Genomic DNA, 21,826 nt, shown 5'->3' with positions numbered 1-21,826 from the left:
CGCCATGACCGATTTCGTCTACACCCCCACGACCGAACAGCCCCGCATCCTGCACGCCGATCACGAGATCCTCGTGGTCGACAAGCCGGCCGGGCTGCTCTCGGTGCCCGGCAAGGGCGAGGACCGCGCCGATTGCCTGATCGCGCGGCTGCGCGCGGCCTATCCCACGGTGCTGCTCGTCCACCGGCTCGACATGGACACCTCGGGGGTGATGGTCTTCGGCCTGACGCCGCATGCGCAACGCCACCTCGGCCTGCAGTTCGAGCACCGGCAGACGAAGAAGCACTACCTCGCCCGGCTCTGGGGCCATCTCGAGCCGAAGGAAGGCCATGTCGACCTGCCGCTCTGCGTCGACTGGCCGAACCGGCCGCGCCAGCATGTCGACCATGAAAACGGCCGCCCGGCACAGACCGACTGGCGCGTGCTGCGGCTGGATGCCGACGGCACGACGCGGGTGCGGCTGACCCCGCTCACCGGGCGCAGCCACCAGCTGCGCGTGCACATGCGAGAGACCGGCCACCCGATCCTTGGCGATCCGCTCTATGCCGAAGGGCCGGCACGGGACTTCCCGCGGCTGATGCTGCACGCCGAAAGCCTGCGCCTGCGCCACCCCGACGGCGGGCGCCACATGACCTTCACCGCGCCCTGCCCGTTCTGAGGCAAGGGGGCGCTGCCCCCTCGGCCTGCGGCCTCACCCCCGGGATATTTGACTGCGATTGGAAGATGAGCACGGCTCGCTGCTTCCAATTGCCCCAAATATCCCGGGGGTGAATTTCGCGTCAGCGAAAGAGGGGGCGGGCCCCCTGCGAGCTCAGGCCAGGTGATCCACCTTCGCCAGATACTGCGCCTGCACCTGCAGCGCAGAAAGCCAGCCCTGCACCAGCTTCGGGTCATGCGGCGCGGCCTGCACGCCCGCCGGAATGTCATGCGCCAGCACCGCCTCGACCGCGAGCGAGACCGTCCCCGAAACCAGCCGTGCCATCGCGCTGCCACGGATGTCGCCCTTGGCCTCGAGCACCCAGGAGCGGTCGAAGACCGCGCGCCCGGCGCGTTTCGCGGCCAGCGTGACCACCGCCACCACCCGGTCAGGCTCTCCCGGGGCATAGCCGTTCTCGCGCAAGAGCCGCTCGGCCAGCTGCGCAAGGCGGCGCTCGGCCCCTTCCGACGCATCCGACAGCGCCGCGAAGACCGGCTGCCAGGCCTCGGCCCAGCCCAGAAGCCGCAGCGTGCCACGGACGAAATCCTCGATCCGCCAGCTCGGATCGAAACGATAGTCGCCGATGTAGCCGAGGCTGTCGCGGCTCGGATAGACCTCGAAGGTCTCGGGGCGCGGCAGCGGCGCGTCATAGCGCGTCACCCCCTCCCAGGGGTGGGCAAGCCGCAGCTCGCTGAAGTGGCGGATCGAGCGCGAGGGCGATTTCAGCCCGCGCAAGACGCCAAGCGGCGACCAGCTGAACTTGTAGCGAAAGGCGTTTGGCCGCGCCGGGATGCCGCCGCAATAGCTGTGAAACGACACCGTATCGCCCGGCGCGATGGTGCCCGAGGCGCGGTAATCGGCGACCAGATCATGCGCCATCAGATGGTCGATGCCGGGGGCAAGCCCGACCTCGCCCACCACCGCGACGCCCGCCTTGCGCGCCGCCGCATCAAGCCCGCGCAACTCGGGCGTCAGCTCCGAGGCGCAGACGAAATGCGCCTGCCGGTGCAGCGCGAGCCGGGCAAGCGCCAGATGCAGGTCGGGCGGCAGCATCGAGACGACAACATCGCCCGGCCGCAGCGTCGCCTCGAGCGCGGGCAGGCTGTAGTCGGCGATGCGGGCGCGGCGGCCGGCAAGCAGCGCCTCGGCCTGCGGCCGTTCGATCGTCCAGACGGTGAGCGCGCGGCCCGCGTCGATCAGCCGGCGCAGCCCCGGCCCCGAGCTCAGCCCCGTGCCGCACCAGTGGATCATTGCCATCGCCGCCCTCCTCAGCCCTGCGCGGTGCGCCGCTCGCTCAGCCGGTAGCCGCGCGAGATCGCCCGGCCCCGCCAGCGGTCGGCCGCCTGCACCGCGTCGCGCAGGTTGGAAAACCAGTTCACCCGCGCCCCGGCCGCGCGCCCGCCACGCCCCCATTCGCGCAGCACGGTATATTCGCCGAACAGGTTGTCGGAGATTTCCACGCGGTAGAAGGCGCGCGCCGGGGTGCGGTGAAGCAGGATGGTCAGCATGGCAGTGCCTTCCGCAGGGGTCTGATCCAAGGGAATCAGAAGCGCGCCGCCATTGCCAGCGCAAAATCAGCTCCAGCGCACCTCGCCCAGAAAGATGTAGCCCGCGCCGTAGATCGTCTTGATCAGGCGCGGGTTCTTCGGATCTTCGCCAAGTTTCGTGCGCAGCCGCGAGATCCGCACGTCCATCGCCCGGTCGAAACTTTCGCCGGCGCCGCTGCCCAGCGCCTCCTGCATCTGCGCGCGGGTGATGAGCCGGTTCGGGCTTTCGAGAAAGAGCCGCAGCACCTCGCCCTCGGCGTGCGAAAACGGCGTCTCGCGGCCCCCGGCATCGGTCAGCACGTAGCGGTCGAACTGCGCGCGCCAGCCGGCGAAATCGGCGGTCTGCGCGGCCGGTGCCGCCTCGGCGCGGGGCTTGCGCAGGCGGGCGCGGATGCGGGCCACCACCTCGGTCGGATCGAACGGCTTGATGATGTAGTCGTCGGCCCCAAGTTCCAGCCCGGTGACGCGGTCCTGCACCTGCGCGCGCCCCGAGATGATGATGATCGCCGCCCCCTGTTCCAGCGCCAGCCGGTGCACCAGCGCCAGCCCGTCACGGTCGGGCAGGCCCAGATCGACGAGGCAGACATCGGGCTGGGCACGTTTCAGCCCCGCCTCGAACTCGGTCGCGCGGGCATAGCAGGTGGTGCGGAAGCCCGCTTCTTCCAGTGCATCCGACAGCATCCGGCGGATCTCGGGCTCGTCGTCGAGGATGGCGACATGCGGGGCAGTCATCGGCGGGCTCCGTCGATCAGGGCGGCAAGTTCGCGCGCGGAGAAGGGTTTTTGCAGCACCGCGCAGGGGGCGGAGGCGCGCAGTGCATCGCCCGGCGGCAGCGAGGTCATCAGCACCACCGGCACCCGCGGCGCAAGGCGGCGGGCAAGATCGACCCCGGTCGCCTCGCCCGGCAACTGGATGTCGGAGAGCACCATCGCGATGTCGGGCAGTGCGGTCAGCGCCTCGGCCTCGGCGACGCTTGCCGCCTCGATCACCGTATGGCCGAGGCCGCGCAGCATCTCGCGCACATTCGCGCGGATCTCGTCATTGTCCTCGACCAGCAGCACCAGCATCGGCGCGGAAGGCGCGCCGGCGGGGCGCAGCGGCAGGCGCAGGGTGACGCGCGCGCCCTCCTCGGTGTTCTCGAGCTGCACGGTGCCCCCCGCCAGCTTCGTCTGGTCATAGACCATCGACAGGCCAAGCCCCGAGCCCTCGCCGCCCTTCGTCGTGAAGAACGGGTCGAGCCCGCGGGCGAGCGCCTCGGCCGAAAAGCCGGGGCCGGTGTCGGTGACCGAAATCTCGACCCAGGTGTCGCGCACCGGGTGCAGTTCGATCCGGATCGTGCCGCCGCGCGGCCCCATCGCATCGCGCGCGTTCAGGAGCAGATTCAGCAGGCTGTCCTGCAGCTGACCGGGATCGACCAGCACCGGCAGGTCGAGCCCGCCGACGAAGGTCTCGAGCCGCACCGCGTCACCGAGCGTCGGGCGCGCCATCGCCGCGATATCCTCGACCAGCGGGCGCAGCTCCACCGCCTCGGGGCGCAGCGCGCGCCGGCCCGAGATCGCGGCGATGCGGTCCAGAAGCGTGCCGCCGCGCCGCGCCGCGGCCAGCGTGCCGCGGGCGATCTCGGCCGCGTCGGGAGGCAGGTCGGGCATCCGCGCAAGCCGCCCCTGCAGGCCCAGAATGACGGTCAGCAGGTTCGCGAAATCATGCGCAAGCCCCGAGGTCAGGTGGCCGGCGAGCTCGCGCTTGGCCGATTGCGCGAGCGCCGCGCGGGCCTGCGCCTCATGCGTGACATCGGTCGAGAGGATATAGACCCCCACCACCTCGCCTGCCGCATCGCGGTCGGGGGTCAGCGCGATGCGCACCCGCCGCCCCGAGGGCGTATGGGTGATCTCGCGCACGTTTGCCTCGCCGGCGAGCGCCCGCGCAAAGCCGGGCTCGATGCGCGCGAAGGTGTCGGCGCCAAGCGCCTCGGCGGCGTGCCGGCCGACCGGATCGAGCACCGATCCGGGCATCACCGAGGGCAGCTTGCGGTTCGAGAAGGTGTAGATCAGCCCGCAATCCACATGCGCGATATGGGCGGGCATCATCTCGTTCACCTGGCGCGTGCGCGCCTCGATCGCGGTCAGCTCGCGCTGCGTCTCGGCAAGCGCGGCATTCGTCGCGCCAAGCTCGCGGTTCGCCGCCGCCAGCCGCTCGGCATGGTCGAGCACCTGCACCGACAGCTCCTGCGAGCGGGCCCGCAACAGCCCCTCCTGGCGCTTGATCTCGGTGATGTCGGTATAGACGGTGACCCAGCCGCCCTGCGCAAGCGGCGCCCCCTCGACCGCAATCGTGCGCCCGTTCGCGCGGGCGCGCTCCATGTAATGCGGCGCAAAGGTCCGCGCCTGCGCGACGCGCAGCCGCACCGCCTCCTCGAGATCGGTCACCGGCCCGTATTCGCCGCGCGTCACCAGGAAGCGGATGGTGTCCTCGAACGGCGTGCCCGGACGGGTCAGCGCCTCGGGCAGCTCGAACATCAGCGCGAATTGCCGGTTGCACACCGCAAGCCGCAGCTCGCTGTCAAAGATCGACAGCGCCTGGCCGATCATGTTCAGCCCGGCCTCCATCAGCCGGGTGTGGGCATCCTCTGCGGTCATCCGGTCTCCTCCCCCGTCATCGCTAGCATCCCGGCGGGGTTCGGCAAAGGGGCAAGGGGCGCGAGAAAGGATTCGTTAGATTTCGGAAAAAGTCAGGAAAACTTTGACCCGCAGCCTTCGGGCATGACGCGGCGGGCGATGGAGGAATCGCTTCCCGCGGCGAGGACGCCGGGCGACCGGCGTGAGGGAGGACACATGGCGGACAGAACGGCGGCGGAGCAATCCGCGCAGTCGATTCCTGCGCTTCTGGCGCGGAACGTGGCGCGGTATGGCGGCTATCCGGCCTATCGCGAAAAGGAATTCGGGATCTGGCAGAGCTGGACCTGGGCCCAGGCAAACGAGGAAATCCGCGCCCTGGCGATGGGGCTGCTGAGCCTCGGCGTCGCGCGCGGCGATCACGTCGCGATCATCGGGCGCAACCGCCCGGCGCATTACTGGGCGATGGTGGCGGCGCAGATGTGCGGCGCGGTGCCGGTGCCGCTCTATCAGGACGCGGTGGCCGAGGAGATGGCCTATGTCCTTGGCCATTGCGGCGCGCGCTTCGTCGTCTGCGGCGATCAGGAGCAGGTCGACAAGGTCGTCGAGATCGAGGACCGCATCCACACGATCAAGCACGTGATGTACACCGACAAGCGCGGCATGCGGAAATACGACCATTCCCGGATGAACGCGCTCGCCGATGTCATCGCCGAGGGCAAGGCGGGGCATTACCGCTATCAGGAGGAACTCGAGACCCGCATCGCCGAGCTGACCTATGACAGCACCTGCGTGATGCTCTACACCTCGGGCACCACCGGCAAGCCGAAGGGCGTGGTGCTGTCGAACCGCAACATCATCGAGACGGCGAAGAACTCCGTCTCCTTCGACCGGCTGACGCGTCTCGAAGAGGTGCTCGCCTATCTGCCGATGGCCTGGGTCGGCGATTTCATCTTCTCGGTCGGACAGGCCTATTGGGCGGGCTTCACCGTGAACTGCCCGGAAAACGCCGCGACGATGATGACCGACCTGCGCGAGATCGGGCCGACCTATTTCTTCGCCCCGCCGCGGGTGTTCGAGGGCCAGCTGACGCAGGTGATGATCCGCATGGAAGATGCGGGGCGGGTGAAGAAATGGCTCTTCGACCATTCCATGGCGCTGGCCCGCCGGGTCGGGCCCGCGATCCTCGACGGCGAACCGGTCGGCATGCTCGACCGGCTGCGCTATGCGCTTGGCGGGTTCTTCATCTTCGGGCCGCTGAAGAACACGCTCGGCTTCTCGCGCATCCGCGTCGGCTATACCGCGGGCGAGGCGATCGGGCCCGAGATCTTCGACTTCTACCGATCGCTCGGCATCAACCTGAAGCAGCTTTACGGCCAGACCGAAGCCTCGGTCTTCATCACCCAGCAGCCCGACGGCCAGGTCCGCTCCGACACCGTCGGCGTGCCCTCGCCGGGCGTCGAGGTGAAGATCGGCGAGAACGGTGAAGTCTACTATCGCTCGCCGGGCACTTTCGTCGAGTATTACAACAACCCCGACAGCACCGCCTCGACCAAGGACGCCGAGGGCTGGGTTGCCACGGGGGATGCGGGGTTCTTCGAGGAAGGCTCGGGGCACCTGCGCATCATCGACCGCGCCAAGGACGTCGGCAAACTGGCCGATGGCCGGCTCTTCGCTCCCAAATACGTGGAAAACAAGCTCAAGTTCTACCCAAGCATTCTTGAGGCTGTCGTCTTTGGCGCGGGTCGTGACCGCTGCACCGCCTTCATCAACATCGACCTGACCGCGGTCGGCAACTGGGCCGAGCGCAACAACATCGCCTATGCCTCCTATCAGGAACTGGCCGGGCACCCGAAGGTCTATGACATGATCCGCGGTCACATCGACGAGGTGAACGCCTCGGTGGCGCACGACCCGATGCTCTCCGGCTGCCAGATCCACCGCTTCCTGATCCTGCACAAGGAACTCGATGCGGACGATGGCGAGATGACCCGCACCCGCAAGGTGCGCCGCAACATCGTGGCGGAGAAATACGCCGACCTGATCGACGCGCTCTATGACGGGCGCGACAGCGTCTACACCGAGACCGAGGTCACCTACGAGGACGGCCGCAAGGGGGCGATCAAGGCGACGCTGACGCTTGCCGACGCGACCGTCGCCCCCGGGCCGCAGCTGGCGGAGGCCGCAGAATGAAGGACATGAACGAAGGCTGGGTCACCGCCGATGGCCGCAAGATCGGCGGCGTGCTGATGGAACTGCGCAACATCACGCTGAAGTTCGGCGGGGTGACGGCGATCAAGGACATCAGCTTCGACATCCGCGACGGCGAGATCCGCGCGATCATCGGCCCGAACGGCGCCGGCAAATCCTCGATGCTGAACGTGATCTCGGGCTTTTACGTTCCGACCGAGGGCTCGGTCTGGTTCAAGGGCTATCAGCGCGGGCCGATGAAACCCTATCAGGTCGCCCGCCTCGGCATCGCCCGCACCTTCCAGAACATCGCGCTCTTCGACGGCATGTCGGTGCTCGACAACATCATGACCGGGCGGCTGACGCTGATGAAGTCGGGGCTCTTCAGCCAGGCCTTCTGGTGGGGCGGCGCGAGCCGCGAGGAAGAGGCACATCGCGAGAAGGTCGAGAAGATCATCGACTTTCTGGAAATCCAGAACATCCGGAAAACGCCTGTCGGCCGCCTGCCCTACGGGCTGAAGAAGCGCGTCGAGCTGGCGCGCGCCCTGGCCGCGGAACCGAAGATCCTGCTGCTCGACGAGCCGATGGCCGGGATGAACGTCGAGGAGAAGGAGGACATGTGCCGCTTCATCCTCGATCTGAACGACGAGTTCGGCACCACCATCGTGCTGATCGAGCACGATATGGGCGTGGTGATGGACCTGAGCGACCGGGTGGTGGTGATGGATTACGGCAAGAAGATTGGCGACGGCCCGCCCGAGGAGGTGCGCAACAACCAGGCGGTGATCGACGCCTATCTGGGGGTGGCCCATGACTGAGCCCCGTCCGCAACCGAACTTGAAGGGAGGCCGCCATGCCTGACCAGCTGCTTTATGCGATGGAAGTGACCCTGAACGGCCTGATGGCGGGGGTGATGTATGCGCTCGTCGCGCTCGGCTTCGTGCTGATCTACAAGGCCTCTGGCATCTTCAACTATGCGCAGGGGGTGCTTGCACTCTTTGCCGCGCTGACGCTTGTCGGCATCCAGCAGGGCCAGGTGCCCTTCGCCCATGTCATCAACGCGATCACCGGCGGGCATCTCGAGAGTTTCGGCTGGCAGCTGCCCTCGATCCTCGCGATCCTGCTCACCGCCGGGGTGATGGTGGTGCTGGCGATCGTCATCGAGAAGCTGGTGCTGAAGCATCTGGTGGGCCAGGCCGAGATCATCCTCTTCATGGCGACGATCGGGCTGGCCTATTTCCTCGAGGGCTTCGGCGACGTGATGTGGGGCGCCGACATCAAGACGCTGGACGTCGGCCTGCCGCAGGGCATCAACGAGACGCTCGAGAGCGTGACCGACAGCCTCTTCGGCTATGGCTTCTTCGTCGACAATCTCGACATCGTCGCGGCGCTGGTCGCGGTGGCGCTGGTCACGGCGCTGACCCTGTTCAGCCAGTATTCGAAACAGGGCCGCGCCCTGCGCGCGGTGGCCGACGACCACCAGGCGGCGCTCTCGGTCGGGATCTCGCTGCGCTTCATCTGGGTGCTGGTGTGGTCGATCGCCGGCATCGTCGCCCTCGTCGCCGGGATCATGTGGGGCTCGAAATCGGGCGTGCAGTTCTCGCTCAGCCTGATCGCGCTGAAGGCGCTGCCGGTGCTGATGCTGGGCGGCTTCACCTCGATCCCCGGTGCCATCGTCGGCGGTCTCATCATCGGCATGGGCGAGAAGCTGTTCGAGTTCTTCCTCGGCCCGCTGATCGGCGGCGCCACCGAGAACTGGTTCGCCTATGTGCTCGCCCTCGTCTTCCTCGTGTTCCGGCCGCAGGGCCTGTTCGGCGAACGCATCATCGAGCGGGTGTGACGATGGCTGTGAGCGCAAACACGATTTTCGTTGAGTGCCGGGAGGGGATGCGACATCCTGTCGCAGATCCGACCGCGCAGGGGCAGGGAGGCCCCGGTCGGAGAGAAGGGTTGCTGACGCGGCCCATCATGGCCGCGCAAGGGATTGGGAGGTCCTTTGGTCATGAAAACCTGTGCGACTGTCTTCACCATCGGTTCGGGCGCGGCACTCGCCTTCGGCTGGATCGCGCTCGCTGCCCCGCCGGACGAACCGACGGCGCTGCATTCACTCAACATCCTACTGGCCGCGGCCGGTGCCGGGGCGGCCTTGCTCGCCTGGGCACGTCTGAAGCGCGGCTGCTGAGGGGGACGGACCACGCCTTCCCCCGCACGATCAACGGGGGGAAGGCCTGATGTTCTACCGCGAGGCAGGTGATTTCAAGACGAGCTACCGGGAGGACAACCAGACCTTCCCGATCCGCTTCGACCGCATGGGGTTCTATGCCACCCTGGCTGTGGCCTTTGGCGTGATCCCGCTCGTCATCGACGACTACTGGGCGAATGCGGTCTTCGTGCCCTTCCTGATCTACGCGATCGCGGCGATCGGGCTGAACATTCTTGTGGGCTATGCCGGGCAGGTCAGCCTTGGCACCGGCGGCTTCATGGCCGTGGGCGCCTATGCGGTCTACAAGCTGATGACCGCCTTCCCGGATGTGCCGGTCTTCATCCACGTGCTGCTTGCGGGCGGCGTCACCGCCGCCGTGGGCGTGCTCTTCGGCCTGCCCTCGCTGCGGATCAAGGGCTTCTACCTGGCCGTGGCGACGCTCGCCGCGCAGTTCTTCCTGGTCTGGCTCTTCAACAAGGTGCCGTGGTTCTACAACTATTCGGCCTCGGGCCAGATCACCGCGCCCGACCGCAGCATGTTCGGCGTCTTCGTCACCGGCGCGCAGACCTCGGCCACGGCGAAATACATGTTCTGCCTGATCCTGCTGACCCTCGTCGCGCTGGTCGCCCGCAATCTCACCCGCGGCACCATCGGCCGCAAGTGGATGGCGATCCGCGACATGGACATCGCCGCCGAGATCATCGGGGTGAACCCGCTGACCACCAAGATCACCGCCTTCGCCGTCAGCTCGTTCTTCATCGGCATCGCCGGGGCGCTGTTCTTCTCGGTCTATCTCGGCGCGGCCGAAGTGGGCGAGGCCTTCGGCATCAACAAGTCCTTCCTGATCCTCTTCATGGTGATCATCGGCGGGCTTGGCTCGATCTTCGGCTCCTTCGCCGGGGCGGCCTTCCTGGTGCTGCTGCCGGTGTTTCTGAAGAACGTCCTTGTCGGCGGCCTCGGCTGGCCCACCGACCTTGCCGCCCATATCGAGCTGATGATCGTGGGCGGGCTCATCATCGTCTTCCTGATCGCCGAGCCGCATGGCCTCGCCCAGCTCTGGCGGGTGGCGAAGGAGAAACTGCGCCTGTGGCCGTTCCCGCACTGAGGAGGGCGGGAAAGTCACGGGAAATCAACCGAATACGTTCTGGGAGGAATCGCGTATGAAGAAGACCTTTGCAGCCCTGGTGGTCGCGGCCATCACCACCACCGCCCTGCCGGCTTCGGCCGATCTGGTGGTGCCGAACCTGAGCTATCGCACCGGGCCCTTCGCGGCCGGCGGCATCCCCTACGCCGACGGGTTCAACGACTACTTCACCCTGCTCAACGAGCGCGACGGCGGCATCGGCGGCGAGAAGGTCGTCGTGCCGGAATGCGAGACCGCCTACAACACCGAGAAGGGCGTCGAGTGCTATGAAAGCACCAAGGGCATGGGGGCGCTCGCCTACAACCCGCTGTCGACCGGCATCACCTATCAGCTGATCCCGAAGATGGCGGCCGACGGCATCACCCTCTACACCCCGGGCTACGGCCGCACCTCGGCGGCGAACGGCAAGGTCTTCGAATGGGTGTTCAACTACCCGGCGAACTACTGGGACGGCGCCTCGGTGGCGGTGAAATACCTGCTCGACCAGTCCGGCGGCAGCCTTGACGGCAAGAAGATCACCCTGCTCTACCACAACTCGGCCTATGGCAAGGAACCGATCCGCACCCTTGAAGAGCTGGCGAAGAAGCACGGCTTCAAGCTGACCGCCCTGCCGATCGACAGCCCCGGCCAGGAGCAGAAGTCGCAATGGCTGCAGGTGCGCCGCGACAAGCCCGATTACGTGCTGTTCTGGGGCTGGGGCGTGATGAACCAGGTGGCAATCCAGGAAGCCGCGAACATCAAGTTCCCGATGGACCATTTCATCGGCATCTGGTGGTCGGGCTCGGAGAATGACGTCAAGCCCGCCGGCGCCGGCGCGAACGGCTACAAGGCGCTGACCATGCACGGCGTCGGCACCGAGTATCCGATCTACGCCGACATGAAGAAATACGTCTACGATCCCGGCAAGGCGAGCGGCCCGGCCGAGGCCGAGGGCTCGGTGATCTATTCGCGCGGCATGTATGCCGCCGTGGTCATCGCCGAGGCGATCCGCAAGGCGCAGGAACTGGCCGGCCATGCGAACGTCAATGCCGCCGAGGTCCGCAACGGCTTCGAGGCGCTCGAGATCACCGATGCGCGGATGGCCGAACTCGGCCTGCCGAACTTCGGCCAGCCCTTCGCTGCCACCTGCGCCGATCACGGCGGCCCGGGCGGCGCGATGATCCAGCAGTGGGACGCCGCGGCCGGCAAATGGACCCTCGTCACCGGCTTCATCGCCCCCGACAAGGAGGTTCTCGACCCGCTGATCGCCGCCGATTCCGAGGCCTATGCCAAGGAAGCCGGCCTCACCGAACGCTGCAAATGACCCCCTCCCCCGGCCCACGGGCCGGGGGACCACCCCCACGGAGGACGCCATGCTCGACGCCGCCAAGACCGAGACCCTGCTCGAGGTGAACAACATCGAGGTGATCTACAACCACGTCATCCTGGTGCTGAAGGGCGTCAGCCTCGCGGTGCCGAAGGGCGGCATCACCGCCCTTCTGGGCGGCAACGGCGCGGGCAAGACGACGACGCTCAAGGCGATCTCGAACCTGCTCAAATCCGAGCGCGGCGAGATCACCAAGGGCTCGGTGATCTACCGCGGCGAGCGGCTGCAGGACATGGCGCCCGCCGATCTGGTGAAGAAGGGCGTGATCCAGGTGATGGAGGGCCGCCACTGCTTCGAGCACCTGACCGTCGAGGAAAACCTGCTCACCGGCGCCTATACCCGCCGCGACGGCCGTGCCGCGATCGCGCGCGACCTCGAGATGGTCTACACCTATTTCCCGCGCCTGAAGGAGCGCCGCCGCAGCCAGGCGGGCTATACCTCGGGCGGCGAACAGCAGATGGTCGCCATGGGCCGCGCACTGATGTCGCGCCCCGAGATGATCTTGCTCGACGAGCCCTCGATGGGCCTCGCGCCGCAGCTCGTCGAACAGATCTTCGAGATCGTGAAGGCGGTCAACGAGGGCGAGGGCGTGACCTTCCTGCTCGCCGAACAGAACACCAACGTCGCGCTGCGCTACGCCCATTACGGCTATATCCTCGAAAGCGGGCGGGTGGTGATGGACGGCCCGGCGCAGGCGCTGCGCGAGAACCCGGACGTGAAGGAATTCTACCTCGGGATGTCGGACGAGGGCCGGAAATCCTTCCGCGAAGTGCGCAGCTATCGCCGCCGCAAGCGCTGGCTTGCCTGACGCAACAGATTGAAACCACAGGATTGCTGCGCGGCATTCTGCACCGCAGCATCACTCAGGACAGACCCGGAGACAGACCCCGATGAGCCGCTACTTCGATGCGCTGGAAACCCGCTCGCAGGATGAACGCGAGGCCGCGCTGGCGCGCGACCTGCCCGCGGTGATCGCCCGCGCGCTCACCGCCCCCGGGCTCGCGGCCCATCTCGGCCCGGTCGATCCGGCTGCGATCACCTCGCGCGCGGCGCTCGCCCGGCTGCCGGTGCTGCGCAAGTCCGACCTCGGCGCGGCGCAGAAGGCGGCCTTCCCCTTCGGCGGGCTGACGGCGAAACCCGCCCATGCCTTCGCCCATATCTTCCAGAGCCCCGGCCCGATCTACGAACCCGGCGATGTCAGCGCCGACTGGTGGCGGATGGGGCGCTTCCTGCACGCCTGCGGCGTCGGTCCCGGCGACATCGTGCAGAACTGCTTCGGCTATCACCTGACGCCCGCGGGGATGATCTTCGAATCGGGTGCGCGCGCGGTCGGCGCGGCGGTGCTGCCCGCCGGCACCGGCCAGACCGAGCTGCAGGTGCGCGCCGCGGTCGATGTCGGCACTTCGGTCTATTCCGGCACGCCCGACTACCTGAAGGTGATCCTCGACAAGGCCGAGGAGATGGGCGAGCGCCTCGCCATCACCCGCGCGGCGGTGGGCGGCGGCGCGCTCTTCCCCTCGCTGCGTCAGGAATATGCCGATCGCGGCATCGTCTGCCTGCAATGCTATGCCACCGCCGATCTCGGCAACATCGCCTACGAGAGCCCGGCGATGGAGGGGATGATTCTCGACGAGGGGGTGATCGTCGAGATCGTCCGCCCCGGCACCGGCGACCCGGTGCCCGAGGGCGAAGTGGGCGAGGTGGTGGTGACCACGCTCAACCCCGACTATCCGCTGGTGCGCTTCGCCACCGGCGATCTCAGCGCGCTGATGCCCGGCGTCTCGCCCTGCGGGCGGACGAATGCGCGCATCCGCGGCTGGCTCGGCCGCGCCGACCAGACCACCAAGATCAAGGGCATGTTCGTGCGCCCCGAACAGGTCGCGGCCTTCGTCGCCGCCCACCCGGAGGTGCGACGCGCCCGCGTCATCGCCACCCGCGACGGCGAGATGGACGTGATGACGGTGCGGATCGAAACCGAAGCGACCGACATGCGGCGCTTTGCCGGCGGCGTGGTCGAGGCGCTGAAGCTGCGCGGCGCGATCGAGCTGGTGGCGCCCGGCAGCCTGCCCAACGACGGCAAGGTGATCGAGGACCTGCGCACCTACGGCTGAGCGAGGCAGGGAGCGCTGCCCCCTCTTCCGCGCCTGCGCGCGGAATTCACCCCCGGGATATTTCGGGCAATTGGAAGAGACGGGCCTTCCCGCTTCCAATTGCCGCAAATATCCCGGGGGAGTCGCCGGCACGGCGACGGGGGCAGCGCCCCCGCACCCTCCCCGCAGGCGATGAGGATAAAGGAAAAGGCCGCGCGGATCTCTCCGGCGCGGCCCTTCATTTCCATAGCTCGAAGCGTGCCTCAGCCCTGACGGGCCTTGAAGCGCTTCTGCGTCTTGTTGATCACGTAGACGCGGCCCTTGCGGCGCACGATCTGGCAATCGCGATGACGCTGCTTGAGCGAACGGAGCGAGTTGCGGACCTTCATCGGTCTTCTCCTAGTCGCGGCGCGCGTGCGCCTGAAACAGATCTGCCCCCGAAGGGGCGGTGAATGGTGGGCGGTACTGGGATCGAACCAGTGACCCCTACGATGTCAACGTAGTGCTCTACCGCTGAGCTAACCGCCCGTGAAGCCTCGTGATCCCGCTTGCCACATCGTCCGTTTCCGGTCGTTGCGGGGCGAAACCGCTTCGGTCTGGCGGTCTATAAAAGGAGTCGACGCAGCTTTCAAGAGGGTTTTGGAAGGAAAACAATCCGGTGTATCGTGAGACCGGAGCCGGGAGGTGAAATGGCGGATTTGCTGCGCGAGACACAGGCCTACCGGCTGCGAAAGCCGGAGAGGATGACCACGGCAGTGGTCTTTGCCTCGCCCCATTCCGGGAGCGACTATCCGGCTGAGCTGCTGGCCCGCTCGGTGCTGGATCCGCAGCGGCTGCGCTCCTCCGAGGATGCCTTCGTCGACCGGTTCCTCGAAACCGCCCCGCGCGAGGGTGCGGCCCTGCTGACGGCGCGGCTGCCGCGCGCCTGGGTCGATCTGAACCGCGACGAGACCGAGCTCGACCCGGCGCTGATCGAGGGCCTGGAGCGCGGTGCGGCGGGGCCACGGGTGCTGGCCGGGCTTGGGGTGATTCCCCGCGTCGTCTCGTCGAACCGGGCGATCTATTCGGGCAAGCTGACGCGCGCCGAGGCCGATGCCCGGCTCGCCACGGTCTGGCGCCCCTACCACAGCACTCTCGCCGCGCTCTTGCGCGAGGTGCAGGCGCGGTTCGGCCGGGCGGTCCTGATCGACATGCATTCGATGCCTTCCGAGGCGGTGAGCGGCGCCGGCCCGCGACCGGCGGAGGTGGTGCTGGGCGACCGCTACGGTGCCGCCGCGCGGCCCGACACGGTTGCCGCAGTCGAGGCGATCTTCACCCGGCTCGGGCTGCGGGTGGCGCGCAACGCCCCCTTCGCCGGCGCCTATGTGACCCAGCATTACGGCCGCCCGGCAAGCGGGTACGAGGTGATCCAGGTCGAGATCAGCCGCGGTCTCTACATGGACGAGGCGGCGATTCGCCCCTCGGCCGGGTATGAGGACTTCCGCGCGCTGATGGCGCACGCCGTCGCGGGCATCGCCGCCATCGGGCGCGACAGCGCCGCGCGCCGCGGCCCGCTTGCCGCCGAATAGCGCTCAGCCGCGCGGCTTGTCCGCTCCGGCGCCGAGGCTGCGGCCGCTGCGGATCGCCCCGGCGCCGAATTTCGCGCGAATCGCATCGACTGCCCGTTCCGCCCCGGCGCGCCGGCCGGCGCCGGGGTCGAGCAGGTCGCCCACCGGGTCGCGCCCATCGGCGGGGGCGAGATCGGCATAGCCCGCCCCGATCAGCCGGAACGGGCCATCTTCGGGCAGGGCCTCGAGCAGGGCGAGCGTCGCACGAAACAGCGTGTCGGCCAGTTGGCTCGGCTCCTCGAGCCGCTGCTGCCGGCTCAGCGCCGAGAAATCCGCCCGTCGCAGCTTCAGCACCGCGGTGCGCCCGCACAGCCCCTTCGCCTTCATCCGCGCCGCGGTCTTCTCGCACATCACCCAGAGCCAGGCCTCGAGCCGGGCGCGCTCGGCGATGTCGGTGTCGAAGGTGGTCTCGTTCGACACCGATTTCACCGGCGCATCGGGGGTGACGCGGCGCGGATCCTCGCCGGTCGCCAGCGCATGGAGCCGCGCGCCCGAGGCGCCGAATCGCGCCACCATCGCGGCTTGCCCCGCCCGGCGGATGTCGGCGAGCGTGCGCAGCCCGGCCCGGCCGAGCGCGGCGCGCGTCGCCGCCCCCACGCCCCAGAGCATCGAGACCGGCTGATCGCGCAGGAAGTCCTCCGTCTCGGCCCGGCCGATCACCGAAAAGCCGCGCGGCTTGTCGAGGTCGGAGGCGACCTTGGCCAGAAACTTGTTGTGCGACAGCCCGACCGAGGCGGTGACGCCGATCGCCGTCTCGATCTCGCGCACGAGGCGCGCCATCAGCAGCGCCGGCGGCGCATGGTGCAGCCGCGCCGTACCGCCGAGGTCGAGGAAGGCCTCGTCGAGCGAAAGCGGTTCGATCAGCGGGGTCAGCGCCGCCATCTTCGCGCGGATCTGCGCCGAGACCGCCGCGTAATGCTCCATCCGCGGCCGGATCACCACCGCCTCGGGGCAGAGTTTCAGTGCCTGGAACATCGGCATCGCCGAGCGCACGCCGGAGACGCGCGCGACATAGCAGCAGGTGGAGACGACGCCGCGGGTGCCGCCGCCGACGATCACCGGGCGCGAAGCGAGCGCCGGATCGTCGCGCTTCTCGACCGAGGCATAGAAGCTGTCGCAATCGAGATGCGCGATGGTGAGATCAAAAAGCTCGGGGTGGGAGAGCACGCGCGGACGGCCGCAGCGCGGGCAGCGTGCAGGGGCGTCGTCGAAAGTGGCAAGGCAGTCGCGGCACAGGGCGGGCATGATTGCCATTCTAGCGCGCCGGGGCGGGCATGAAAAAGGGGGCGGGTTGCCCCGCCCCCCTTTCCTGTGCTGTCGCAAGGCTTATTGCAGCGGCACGTCGGCCGGGCGCGTGCGCCCCGAGGCCGAGACACGGCCACCGACCACCAGCCCGTCGGGCCCGGCGGTCACCTCCACCGTGCTGCCGTCCTTCACCTCGCCACTCAGCAGCAGCTCGGCCAGCGGGTCCTGCAGGCTGCGCTGGATCACCCGCTTCAGCGGGCGCGCGCCATAGACCGGGTCATAGCCCTCGTCGGCCAGCCACTTGCGCGCATCGTCGTTGAGATCGAGCGTGATCTTGCGCGCTGCGAGCCGCTTCTCGAGCCGCTTGAGCTGGATCGTGACGATGCCGTCCATGTTCGCCCGGGTCAGCCGGTCGAAGATGACGATCTCGTCGAGACGGTTCAGGAATTCGGGGCGGAAATGCGCCCGCACCGCGCCCATCACCTCGTCCTTCGCCTCGGACGAATCGCTGCCCTCGGGCAACAGGCTCAACGCCTGGCTGCCGAGGTTCGAGGTCAGCACGATCAGCGTCTGCTTGAAGTCGACCGTGCGGCCCTGACCGTCGGTCAGCTGACCGTCGTCCAGCACCTGCAAGAGCACGTTGAACACGTCCGGATGCGCCTTCTCGACCTCGTCGAAGAGCACGACCTGATAGGGCCGGCGCCGCACCGCCTCGGTCAGAACGCCGCCCTCGTCATAGCCGACATAGCCGGGCGGGGCGCCGATCAGCCGCGCCACGGAGTGCTTCTCCATGAACTCGGACATGTCGATGCGCACCATCGCGGTGTCGTCGTCGAAGAGGTATTCGGCAACCGCCTTGGTCAGCTCGGTCTTGCCGACGCCGGTCGGGCCGAGGAAGAGGAACGAGCCGAGCGGCCGGTTCTCGTCGTTCAGCCCGGCGCGGGCACGGCGCACCGCATTCGCGACGGCGGTGATCGCCGCATCCTGACCGATGACCCGGCCGTGCAGCTCTTCCTCCATCTTCAACAGCTTCTCGCGCTCGCCCTCCAGCATCTTCGTGGTCGGAATGCCGGTCCAGCGTTCGACCACCTCGGCGATCTGCTCGGGGCGGACGGCCTCCGAAACCATCTGGCCGTCTTCCTTCTCCTCGGCCTCGCCGAGCTTGCGCTCGAGGTCCGGGATCCGGCCATATTGCAGCTCGCCCGCCTTGCCGAAGTTGCCTTCGCGCTTGGCCTGATCAAGCTCGGCACGGGCCCGGTCGAGCTGTTCCTTCAGATCGCGCGAGGCCTCGAGCTTGTCGCGCTCGGCCTGCCATTTCGCGGTCATCGAGGCAGCGCGGTCCATGAGCTCGGCCAGCTCCTTCTCGAGCGTGACGAGGCGGTCCTTCGAGGCCGCGTCGTCCTCCTTCTTCAGCGCCTCGGCCTCGATCTGCATCTGCAGGATCTGCCGGTCGAGCGCATCGAGCTCTTCGGGCTTGCTGTCCACTTCCATGCGCAGACGCGATGCCGCCTCGTCGACAAGGTCGATCGCCTTGTCGGGCAGGAAGCGGTCGGTGATGTAGCGGTGCGAGAGCGTCGCCGCCGCCACCAGCGCCGAATCCGAGATCTTCACGCCGTGGTGGAGTTCGTATTTCTCCTTGATGCCGCGCAGGATCGAGATCGTGTCCTCGACCGTCGGTTCCTCGACCATCACCGGCTGGAACCGGCGGGCAAGGGCCGCGTCCTTCTCGACATACTTGCGGTATTCATCAAGCGTGGTCGCGCCGATGCAGTGCAGCTCACCGCGGGCGAGCGCCGGCTTGATCAGGTTCGCGGCATCCATCGCGCCTTCGGACTTGCCGGCGCCGACAAGGGTGTGGATCTCGTCGATGAACAGGATGACCTCGCCCGCCGCGGCCTCGATCTCCTTCAGGATGCTCTTCAGCCGTTCCTCGAACTCGCCGCGGTATTTCGCCCCAGCGATCAGCGCGCCCATGTCGAGGGCAAGCAGCTTCTTGTTGCGCAAGGATTCCGGCACGTCGCCGTTGACGATGCGCAGCGCGAGGCCCTCGGCGATCGCGGTCTTGCCCACGCCCGGCTCGCCGATCAGGATCGGGTTGTTCTTGGTGCGGCGCGACAACACCTGCATGGCGCGGCGGATCTCCTCGTCGCGGCCGATGATCGGGTCGATCTTGCCCTCTTCCGCGGCCTCGGTCAGGTCGCGGGCATATTTCTTCAGCGCGTCATAGCCTTCCTCGGCCGAGGCCGAATCGGCGGTGCGGCCCTTGCGCAGGTCGTTGATCGCAGCGTTCAGCTTCTGCGCGGTCACTGCGCCCTGATCGAGACAGTCCTTCGCCCGGGTGTTGACCACGGCCAGCGCCATCAGGATCCGTTCCACCGGAACGAAGCTGTCGCCCGCCTTCTGCGCGATCTTCTCGGCCTCGTCGAGCACGCGCACCAGCGATTGTTCGACATAGACCTGCCCGTCACCGCCCGACACTTTCGGCAGTTTCGACACGGCCAGATCGACCGCCTCCTGCACCCGCTGCGGCTCGCCGCCGGAGCGTCGGATCAAATTCGACGACAGCCCCTGATCGTCATCCATCAATGCTTTCAGCAAGTGTTCAGGCACCACCCGCTGATGTCCCTCGCGCATCGCGATGGTCTGGGCAGCCTGAATGAAGCCCCGCGACCGCTCGGTGAACTTTTCCATGTTCATCGGGTATCTCCTTTTCTGAAGCCCCCGGGAAAATCGAACGCCCATGACGGCACGCTCTGGTCCGGGTCTTGAAAGGGAGGTGGAGGCGGATCGCAGCCGCTTCAAGGGGGGGGCGACAGGCTGCGCGGAAAAAATGTGCGCGGTGTAACGCGCGGGAACGAAACACAAACCGGGCGGGGCCGGCGGGGCCCGCGCCCTGCTTTTCCTTGACCGGTGCCGGCTTCGGGCGCAAAAGGCGGGCGTTTGCCTGCCATCTCCGGAGCCTCGCCATGACCGATCTGCTGCCCGCCGACGACCGCCTGATCGTCGCCCTCGACCTGCCCACCGCGCTCGACGGGCTTTCGCTTGCGAAGACGCTCGGTGACAGCGTCTCGTTCTACAAGATCGGCCTTGGCATGCTGACCGGCGGCGGGCTGGCGCTGGCGAACGAGCTGAAGCAGGAACAGGGCAAGAAGATCTTCCTCGACATGAAGCTCTTCGACATCGGCGCCACGGTCGAGGCGGCGGTGCGCGGCATCGCGCGCTATGACCTCGACTTCCTCACCGTGCATGGCGACCCCTATGTGGTGACCGCGGCGAAACAGGGCGCGGCGGGCTCGGCCACGAAGATCCTCGCGGTGACGATCCTGACCTCGCTCGACCGCGCCGACCTCGACGGGGCGCTGATCAAGCCCGGCGAGATCGAGGCGCTGGTCACCGAACGTGCCGCGCGCGCCTTCGCGGCCGGGGCGGACGGCGTCATCGCCTCGCCGCGCGAGGCGGCGGCGATCCGGGCGCTGCCGGGCGCCGCAGGCAAGCTCATCGTCACCCCGGGTGTGCGCCCGGCAGGCGCCGCGCTTGGCGATCAGAAGCGGGTCGAGACGCCCGCCTCGGCGCTGGCGGCGGGCGCCGATCACCTCGTCGTCGGCCGTCCGATCTGGCAGGCCAAGGACCCGCGCGCCGCGGCGCAGGCGATCCTCGCCGAGATCCGCGGCTGAGAAATGCAAAACGGCGGCCGATGGCCGCCGTTTCCGCTCCAGCCCCGTTCGACCGGATCACTGCTGATGCGTGACCGCGAGCGTGGTGGTCGAGCTGGCATCGCCGTTCATCGGATGCGTCACCAGAATCCAGACCACGACCCCCACCAGGGCAATCGTCACCATCTTGAGGAAATACTTGAGGCCCTTCGCCTCTTCGGGAAAATCGTCGTACATCGCGCCTCTCCATCTCGGGATGCGAGTCCACTAGGGCCCCGGAGCCTGAAAATCCAGCCCCGGCTGGCGCGCGGCGGTCATTTCTCGTTGATGTCGTGGTGCCAGATCCTCACCTGACCATGGCGCACGCCCATCACCCGGCGCAACACGCCCCAGGCGATCGCCGCGATCACCGCCATCACCAGCAGCATCGGCGGCAGGGTGACCAGCAGGCCGATCCAGATCAGCACGCCGACACAGACCGCCCCGATCGCGAAGCCGAGCAGGATGAAGCCCGGCAGCAGCATCTCGAGCAGCGCCAGCACCACGCCGCCGGCGATCCAGACCCAGGCAAGTTCCCACAGCATCACGACCGCCCCTTGAGCAGCCCGAAGGCATTCGCGAAGGCATCGAGCGCCGCAGCCGGCAGCAGCACCACCTGCTTGCCCTCGCCCTTGCCGACGATGCTCAGCGCCTCGACCTGTTTCAGCGCGACCTGGAACTGCGCCGCCTCGAGCCCGTTCTTCGCGATCGCCTCGGCAATGACCGAGGTCGCAAAGGCCTCGGCCTCGGCGGTGACGCGGCGCGCCTTCGCCTGCTGCTCGGCGGCGTAAAGCTCGGCATCGGCGGCCAGCTCCACCGCGCGCTTGCGGCCCTCGGCCTCGGTCACCTGGGCACGGCGCGCGCGCTCGGCGTTCAGCTGCTGCAGCATCGCCGCCCGCGTCGCATCGTCGAGATTGACGTCGAGAATCTCCGCCCGGGTGACCTCGATCCCCCAGTCGTCGACGACATTGGCGAGGTTCTCCTGAATCGTGTGGATCAGCCCGGCACGGTTCGACTGCACGGCGTCGAGTTCCATCTTGCCGATCTCGGCGCGCACGATGCCGGCGACGGTGGTCGAGATCGCGGCGTCGATGTCGCGGATCCGGTAGACGGTCTTTTCCGGCTCGGTCACCCGGTAGAACACCGAGGTCTCGACCTGCACCAACACGTTGTCGGCGGTGATCGCATCCTGCCGGGTGGTGGGCAGCTGGCGCTCCAGCACCGAGACCTTGTGCGCCACCCGGTCGAGGAAGGGCACGATGAAGTTGATGCCCGGGCCAAGCACCGCACGCAGCCGGCCGAAGCGCTCGACCACGTATTTCTCGGACTGCGGCACGATCCGCACGCCCTGATAGACGGCGACGATGACGAAGGCCGCGAGTGCCAGGAAGACGGCGTTCTCGCCGAGGAAATCTTGCAAGGTCATGGGGTCT

The 21,826-nt window shown here is 67.8% G+C and carries 21 protein-coding genes and 1 tRNA gene; 11 read left to right on the top strand and 11 right to left on the bottom strand.

The annotated features are described in order from the left end of the window. The first annotated feature begins 4 nt into the window (after positions 1 to 4). A complete protein-coding gene (locus EOW66_RS09285) occupies positions 5 to 658 on the top strand; it encodes a pseudouridine synthase (protein WP_128156099.1) in 654 nt (217 codons plus the stop codon). A 153-nt stretch (positions 659 to 811) separates the two neighbouring features. Here the strand turns inward: EOW66_RS09285 and EOW66_RS09280 are convergent, their stop codons facing one another. The 4 genes from EOW66_RS09280 to EOW66_RS09265 form a co-directional block, all read right to left on the bottom strand. After that, positions 812 to 1,954, bottom strand: coding sequence for a saccharopine dehydrogenase C-terminal domain-containing protein (locus EOW66_RS09280; RefSeq protein WP_128156098.1), 1,143 nt, complete (start codon positions 1,952 to 1,954; stop codon positions 812 to 814). Positions 1,955 to 1,965: 11 nt separating this feature from the next. After that, positions 1,966 to 2,205 carry a WGR domain-containing protein gene (locus EOW66_RS09275; RefSeq protein ID WP_113898627.1) on the bottom strand — a complete coding sequence of 80 codons (240 nt, stop codon included), beginning with the start codon at positions 2,203 to 2,205 and terminating at the stop codon, positions 1,966 to 1,968. 66 nt (positions 2,206 to 2,271) lie between these two features. Continuing rightward, positions 2,272 to 2,976 carry a response regulator transcription factor gene (locus EOW66_RS09270; protein WP_113898626.1) on the bottom strand — a complete coding sequence of 235 codons (705 nt, stop codon included), beginning with the start codon at positions 2,974 to 2,976 and terminating at the stop codon, positions 2,272 to 2,274. Further along, complete coding sequence (locus EOW66_RS09265) at positions 2,973 to 4,880, bottom strand: PAS-domain containing protein (protein WP_128156097.1); 1,908 nt, start codon at positions 4,878 to 4,880, stop codon at positions 2,973 to 2,975. Before EOW66_RS09265 ends, EOW66_RS09270 begins: the two co-directional genes overlap by 4 nt. A gap of 195 nt (positions 4,881 to 5,075) precedes the next feature. Between EOW66_RS09265 and EOW66_RS09260 the strand changes: the two genes are divergently transcribed. The 8 genes from EOW66_RS09260 (at position 5,076) to EOW66_RS09225 (ending at position 13,870) form a co-directional block, all read left to right on the top strand. After that, positions 5,076 to 7,049 (top strand): long-chain fatty acid--CoA ligase, encoded by a 1,974-nt coding sequence (locus tag EOW66_RS09260; RefSeq protein WP_128156096.1) that lies wholly within the window; start codon positions 5,076 to 5,078, stop codon positions 7,047 to 7,049. Continuing rightward, positions 7,046 to 7,864 carry an ABC transporter ATP-binding protein gene (locus tag EOW66_RS09255; RefSeq protein WP_113898623.1) on the top strand — a complete coding sequence of 273 codons (819 nt, stop codon included), beginning with the start codon at positions 7,046 to 7,048 and terminating at the stop codon, positions 7,862 to 7,864. Before EOW66_RS09260 ends, EOW66_RS09255 begins: the two co-directional genes overlap by 4 nt. A gap of 35 nt (positions 7,865 to 7,899) precedes the next feature. Continuing rightward, the gene (locus EOW66_RS09250) at positions 7,900 to 8,886 is read left to right on the top strand and encodes a branched-chain amino acid ABC transporter permease (protein ID WP_128156095.1); all 987 of its coding nucleotides are present in this window, start codon (positions 7,900 to 7,902) and stop codon (positions 8,884 to 8,886) included. 162 nt (positions 8,887 to 9,048) lie between these two features. After that, complete coding sequence (locus EOW66_RS09245) at positions 9,049 to 9,228, top strand: hypothetical protein (RefSeq protein ID WP_113898621.1); 180 nt, start codon at positions 9,049 to 9,051, stop codon at positions 9,226 to 9,228. Positions 9,229 to 9,277: 49 nt separating this feature from the next. After that, the gene (locus EOW66_RS09240) at positions 9,278 to 10,354 is read left to right on the top strand and encodes a branched-chain amino acid ABC transporter permease (RefSeq protein WP_128156094.1); all 1,077 of its coding nucleotides are present in this window, start codon (positions 9,278 to 9,280) and stop codon (positions 10,352 to 10,354) included. A gap of 55 nt (positions 10,355 to 10,409) precedes the next feature. Beyond that, positions 10,410 to 11,696, top strand: coding sequence for an ABC transporter substrate-binding protein (locus tag EOW66_RS09235; RefSeq protein ID WP_128156093.1), 1,287 nt, complete (start codon positions 10,410 to 10,412; stop codon positions 11,694 to 11,696). A 49-nt stretch (positions 11,697 to 11,745) separates the two neighbouring features. Then, entirely contained in the window at positions 11,746 to 12,567 is an 822-nt protein-coding gene (locus tag EOW66_RS09230) for an ABC transporter ATP-binding protein (protein ID WP_113898618.1), read from the top strand. An 82-nt stretch (positions 12,568 to 12,649) separates the two neighbouring features. Further along, the gene (locus tag EOW66_RS09225; protein ID WP_128156092.1) at positions 12,650 to 13,870 is read left to right on the top strand and encodes a phenylacetate--CoA ligase family protein; all 1,221 of its coding nucleotides are present in this window, start codon (positions 12,650 to 12,652) and stop codon (positions 13,868 to 13,870) included. 242 nt (positions 13,871 to 14,112) lie between these two features. On the opposite strand, the gene ykgO is transcribed toward EOW66_RS09225, so the two are convergent. Both ykgO and EOW66_RS09215 read right to left on the bottom strand, forming a co-directional pair. Further along, on the bottom strand, positions 14,113 to 14,238 hold the full coding sequence (gene ykgO / locus EOW66_RS09220) for a type B 50S ribosomal protein L36 (protein ID WP_013069105.1): 126 nt from the start codon (positions 14,236 to 14,238) through the stop codon (positions 14,113 to 14,115). A gap of 64 nt (positions 14,239 to 14,302) precedes the next feature. After that, positions 14,303 to 14,377: transfer RNA gene (locus EOW66_RS09215), tRNA-Val, on the bottom strand. 215 nt (positions 14,378 to 14,592) lie between these two features. On the opposite strand from EOW66_RS09215, the gene EOW66_RS09210 reads away from it, so the two are divergent. After that, on the top strand, positions 14,593 to 15,417 hold the full coding sequence (locus EOW66_RS09210; RefSeq protein ID WP_239017541.1) for an N-formylglutamate amidohydrolase: 825 nt from the start codon (positions 14,593 to 14,595) through the stop codon (positions 15,415 to 15,417). A gap of 3 nt (positions 15,418 to 15,420) precedes the next feature. Here the strand turns inward: EOW66_RS09210 and EOW66_RS09205 are convergent, their stop codons facing one another. Then, on the bottom strand, positions 15,421 to 16,701 hold the full coding sequence (locus EOW66_RS09205; RefSeq protein ID WP_128156138.1) for a DNA polymerase IV: 1,281 nt from the start codon (positions 16,699 to 16,701) through the stop codon (positions 15,421 to 15,423). 81 nt (positions 16,702 to 16,782) lie between these two features. Beyond that, positions 16,783 to 19,398 carry an ATP-dependent chaperone ClpB gene (gene clpB, locus EOW66_RS09200; protein ID WP_128156090.1) on the bottom strand — a complete coding sequence of 872 codons (2,616 nt, stop codon included), beginning with the start codon at positions 19,396 to 19,398 and terminating at the stop codon, positions 16,783 to 16,785. A 269-nt stretch (positions 19,399 to 19,667) separates the two neighbouring features. Between clpB and pyrF the strand changes: the two genes are divergently transcribed. After that, a complete protein-coding gene (pyrF, locus tag EOW66_RS09195; protein ID WP_128156089.1) occupies positions 19,668 to 20,375 on the top strand; it encodes an orotidine-5'-phosphate decarboxylase in 708 nt (235 codons plus the stop codon). Between the two features lie 57 nt (positions 20,376 to 20,432). Here pyrF and EOW66_RS20370 read toward each other — a convergent pair whose 3' ends face one another. The 3 genes from EOW66_RS20370 to EOW66_RS09185 form a co-directional block, all read right to left on the bottom strand. Next, a complete protein-coding gene (locus EOW66_RS20370; RefSeq protein WP_164881075.1) occupies positions 20,433 to 20,591 on the bottom strand; it encodes a hypothetical protein in 159 nt (52 codons plus the stop codon). Positions 20,592 to 20,668: 77 nt separating this feature from the next. Further along, a complete protein-coding gene (locus EOW66_RS09190) occupies positions 20,669 to 20,938 on the bottom strand; it encodes an NfeD family protein (protein WP_128156088.1) in 270 nt (89 codons plus the stop codon). Continuing rightward, the gene (locus EOW66_RS09185) at positions 20,938 to 21,819 is read right to left on the bottom strand and encodes an SPFH domain-containing protein (protein WP_128156087.1); all 882 of its coding nucleotides are present in this window, start codon (positions 21,817 to 21,819) and stop codon (positions 20,938 to 20,940) included. The genes EOW66_RS09190 and EOW66_RS09185 overlap by 1 nt, the downstream gene beginning before the upstream one ends. Positions 21,820 to 21,826 lie beyond the last annotated feature (7 nt).

This window comes from Paenirhodobacter huangdaonensis (assembly GCF_004022465.1).
Classification (GTDB): domain Bacteria; phylum Pseudomonadota; class Alphaproteobacteria; order Rhodobacterales; family Rhodobacteraceae; genus Rhodobacter; species Rhodobacter huangdaonensis.
The sequence above is the reverse complement of the archived record's forward strand: the minus strand, read 5'-3'. Positions and strand labels throughout refer to the sequence as shown.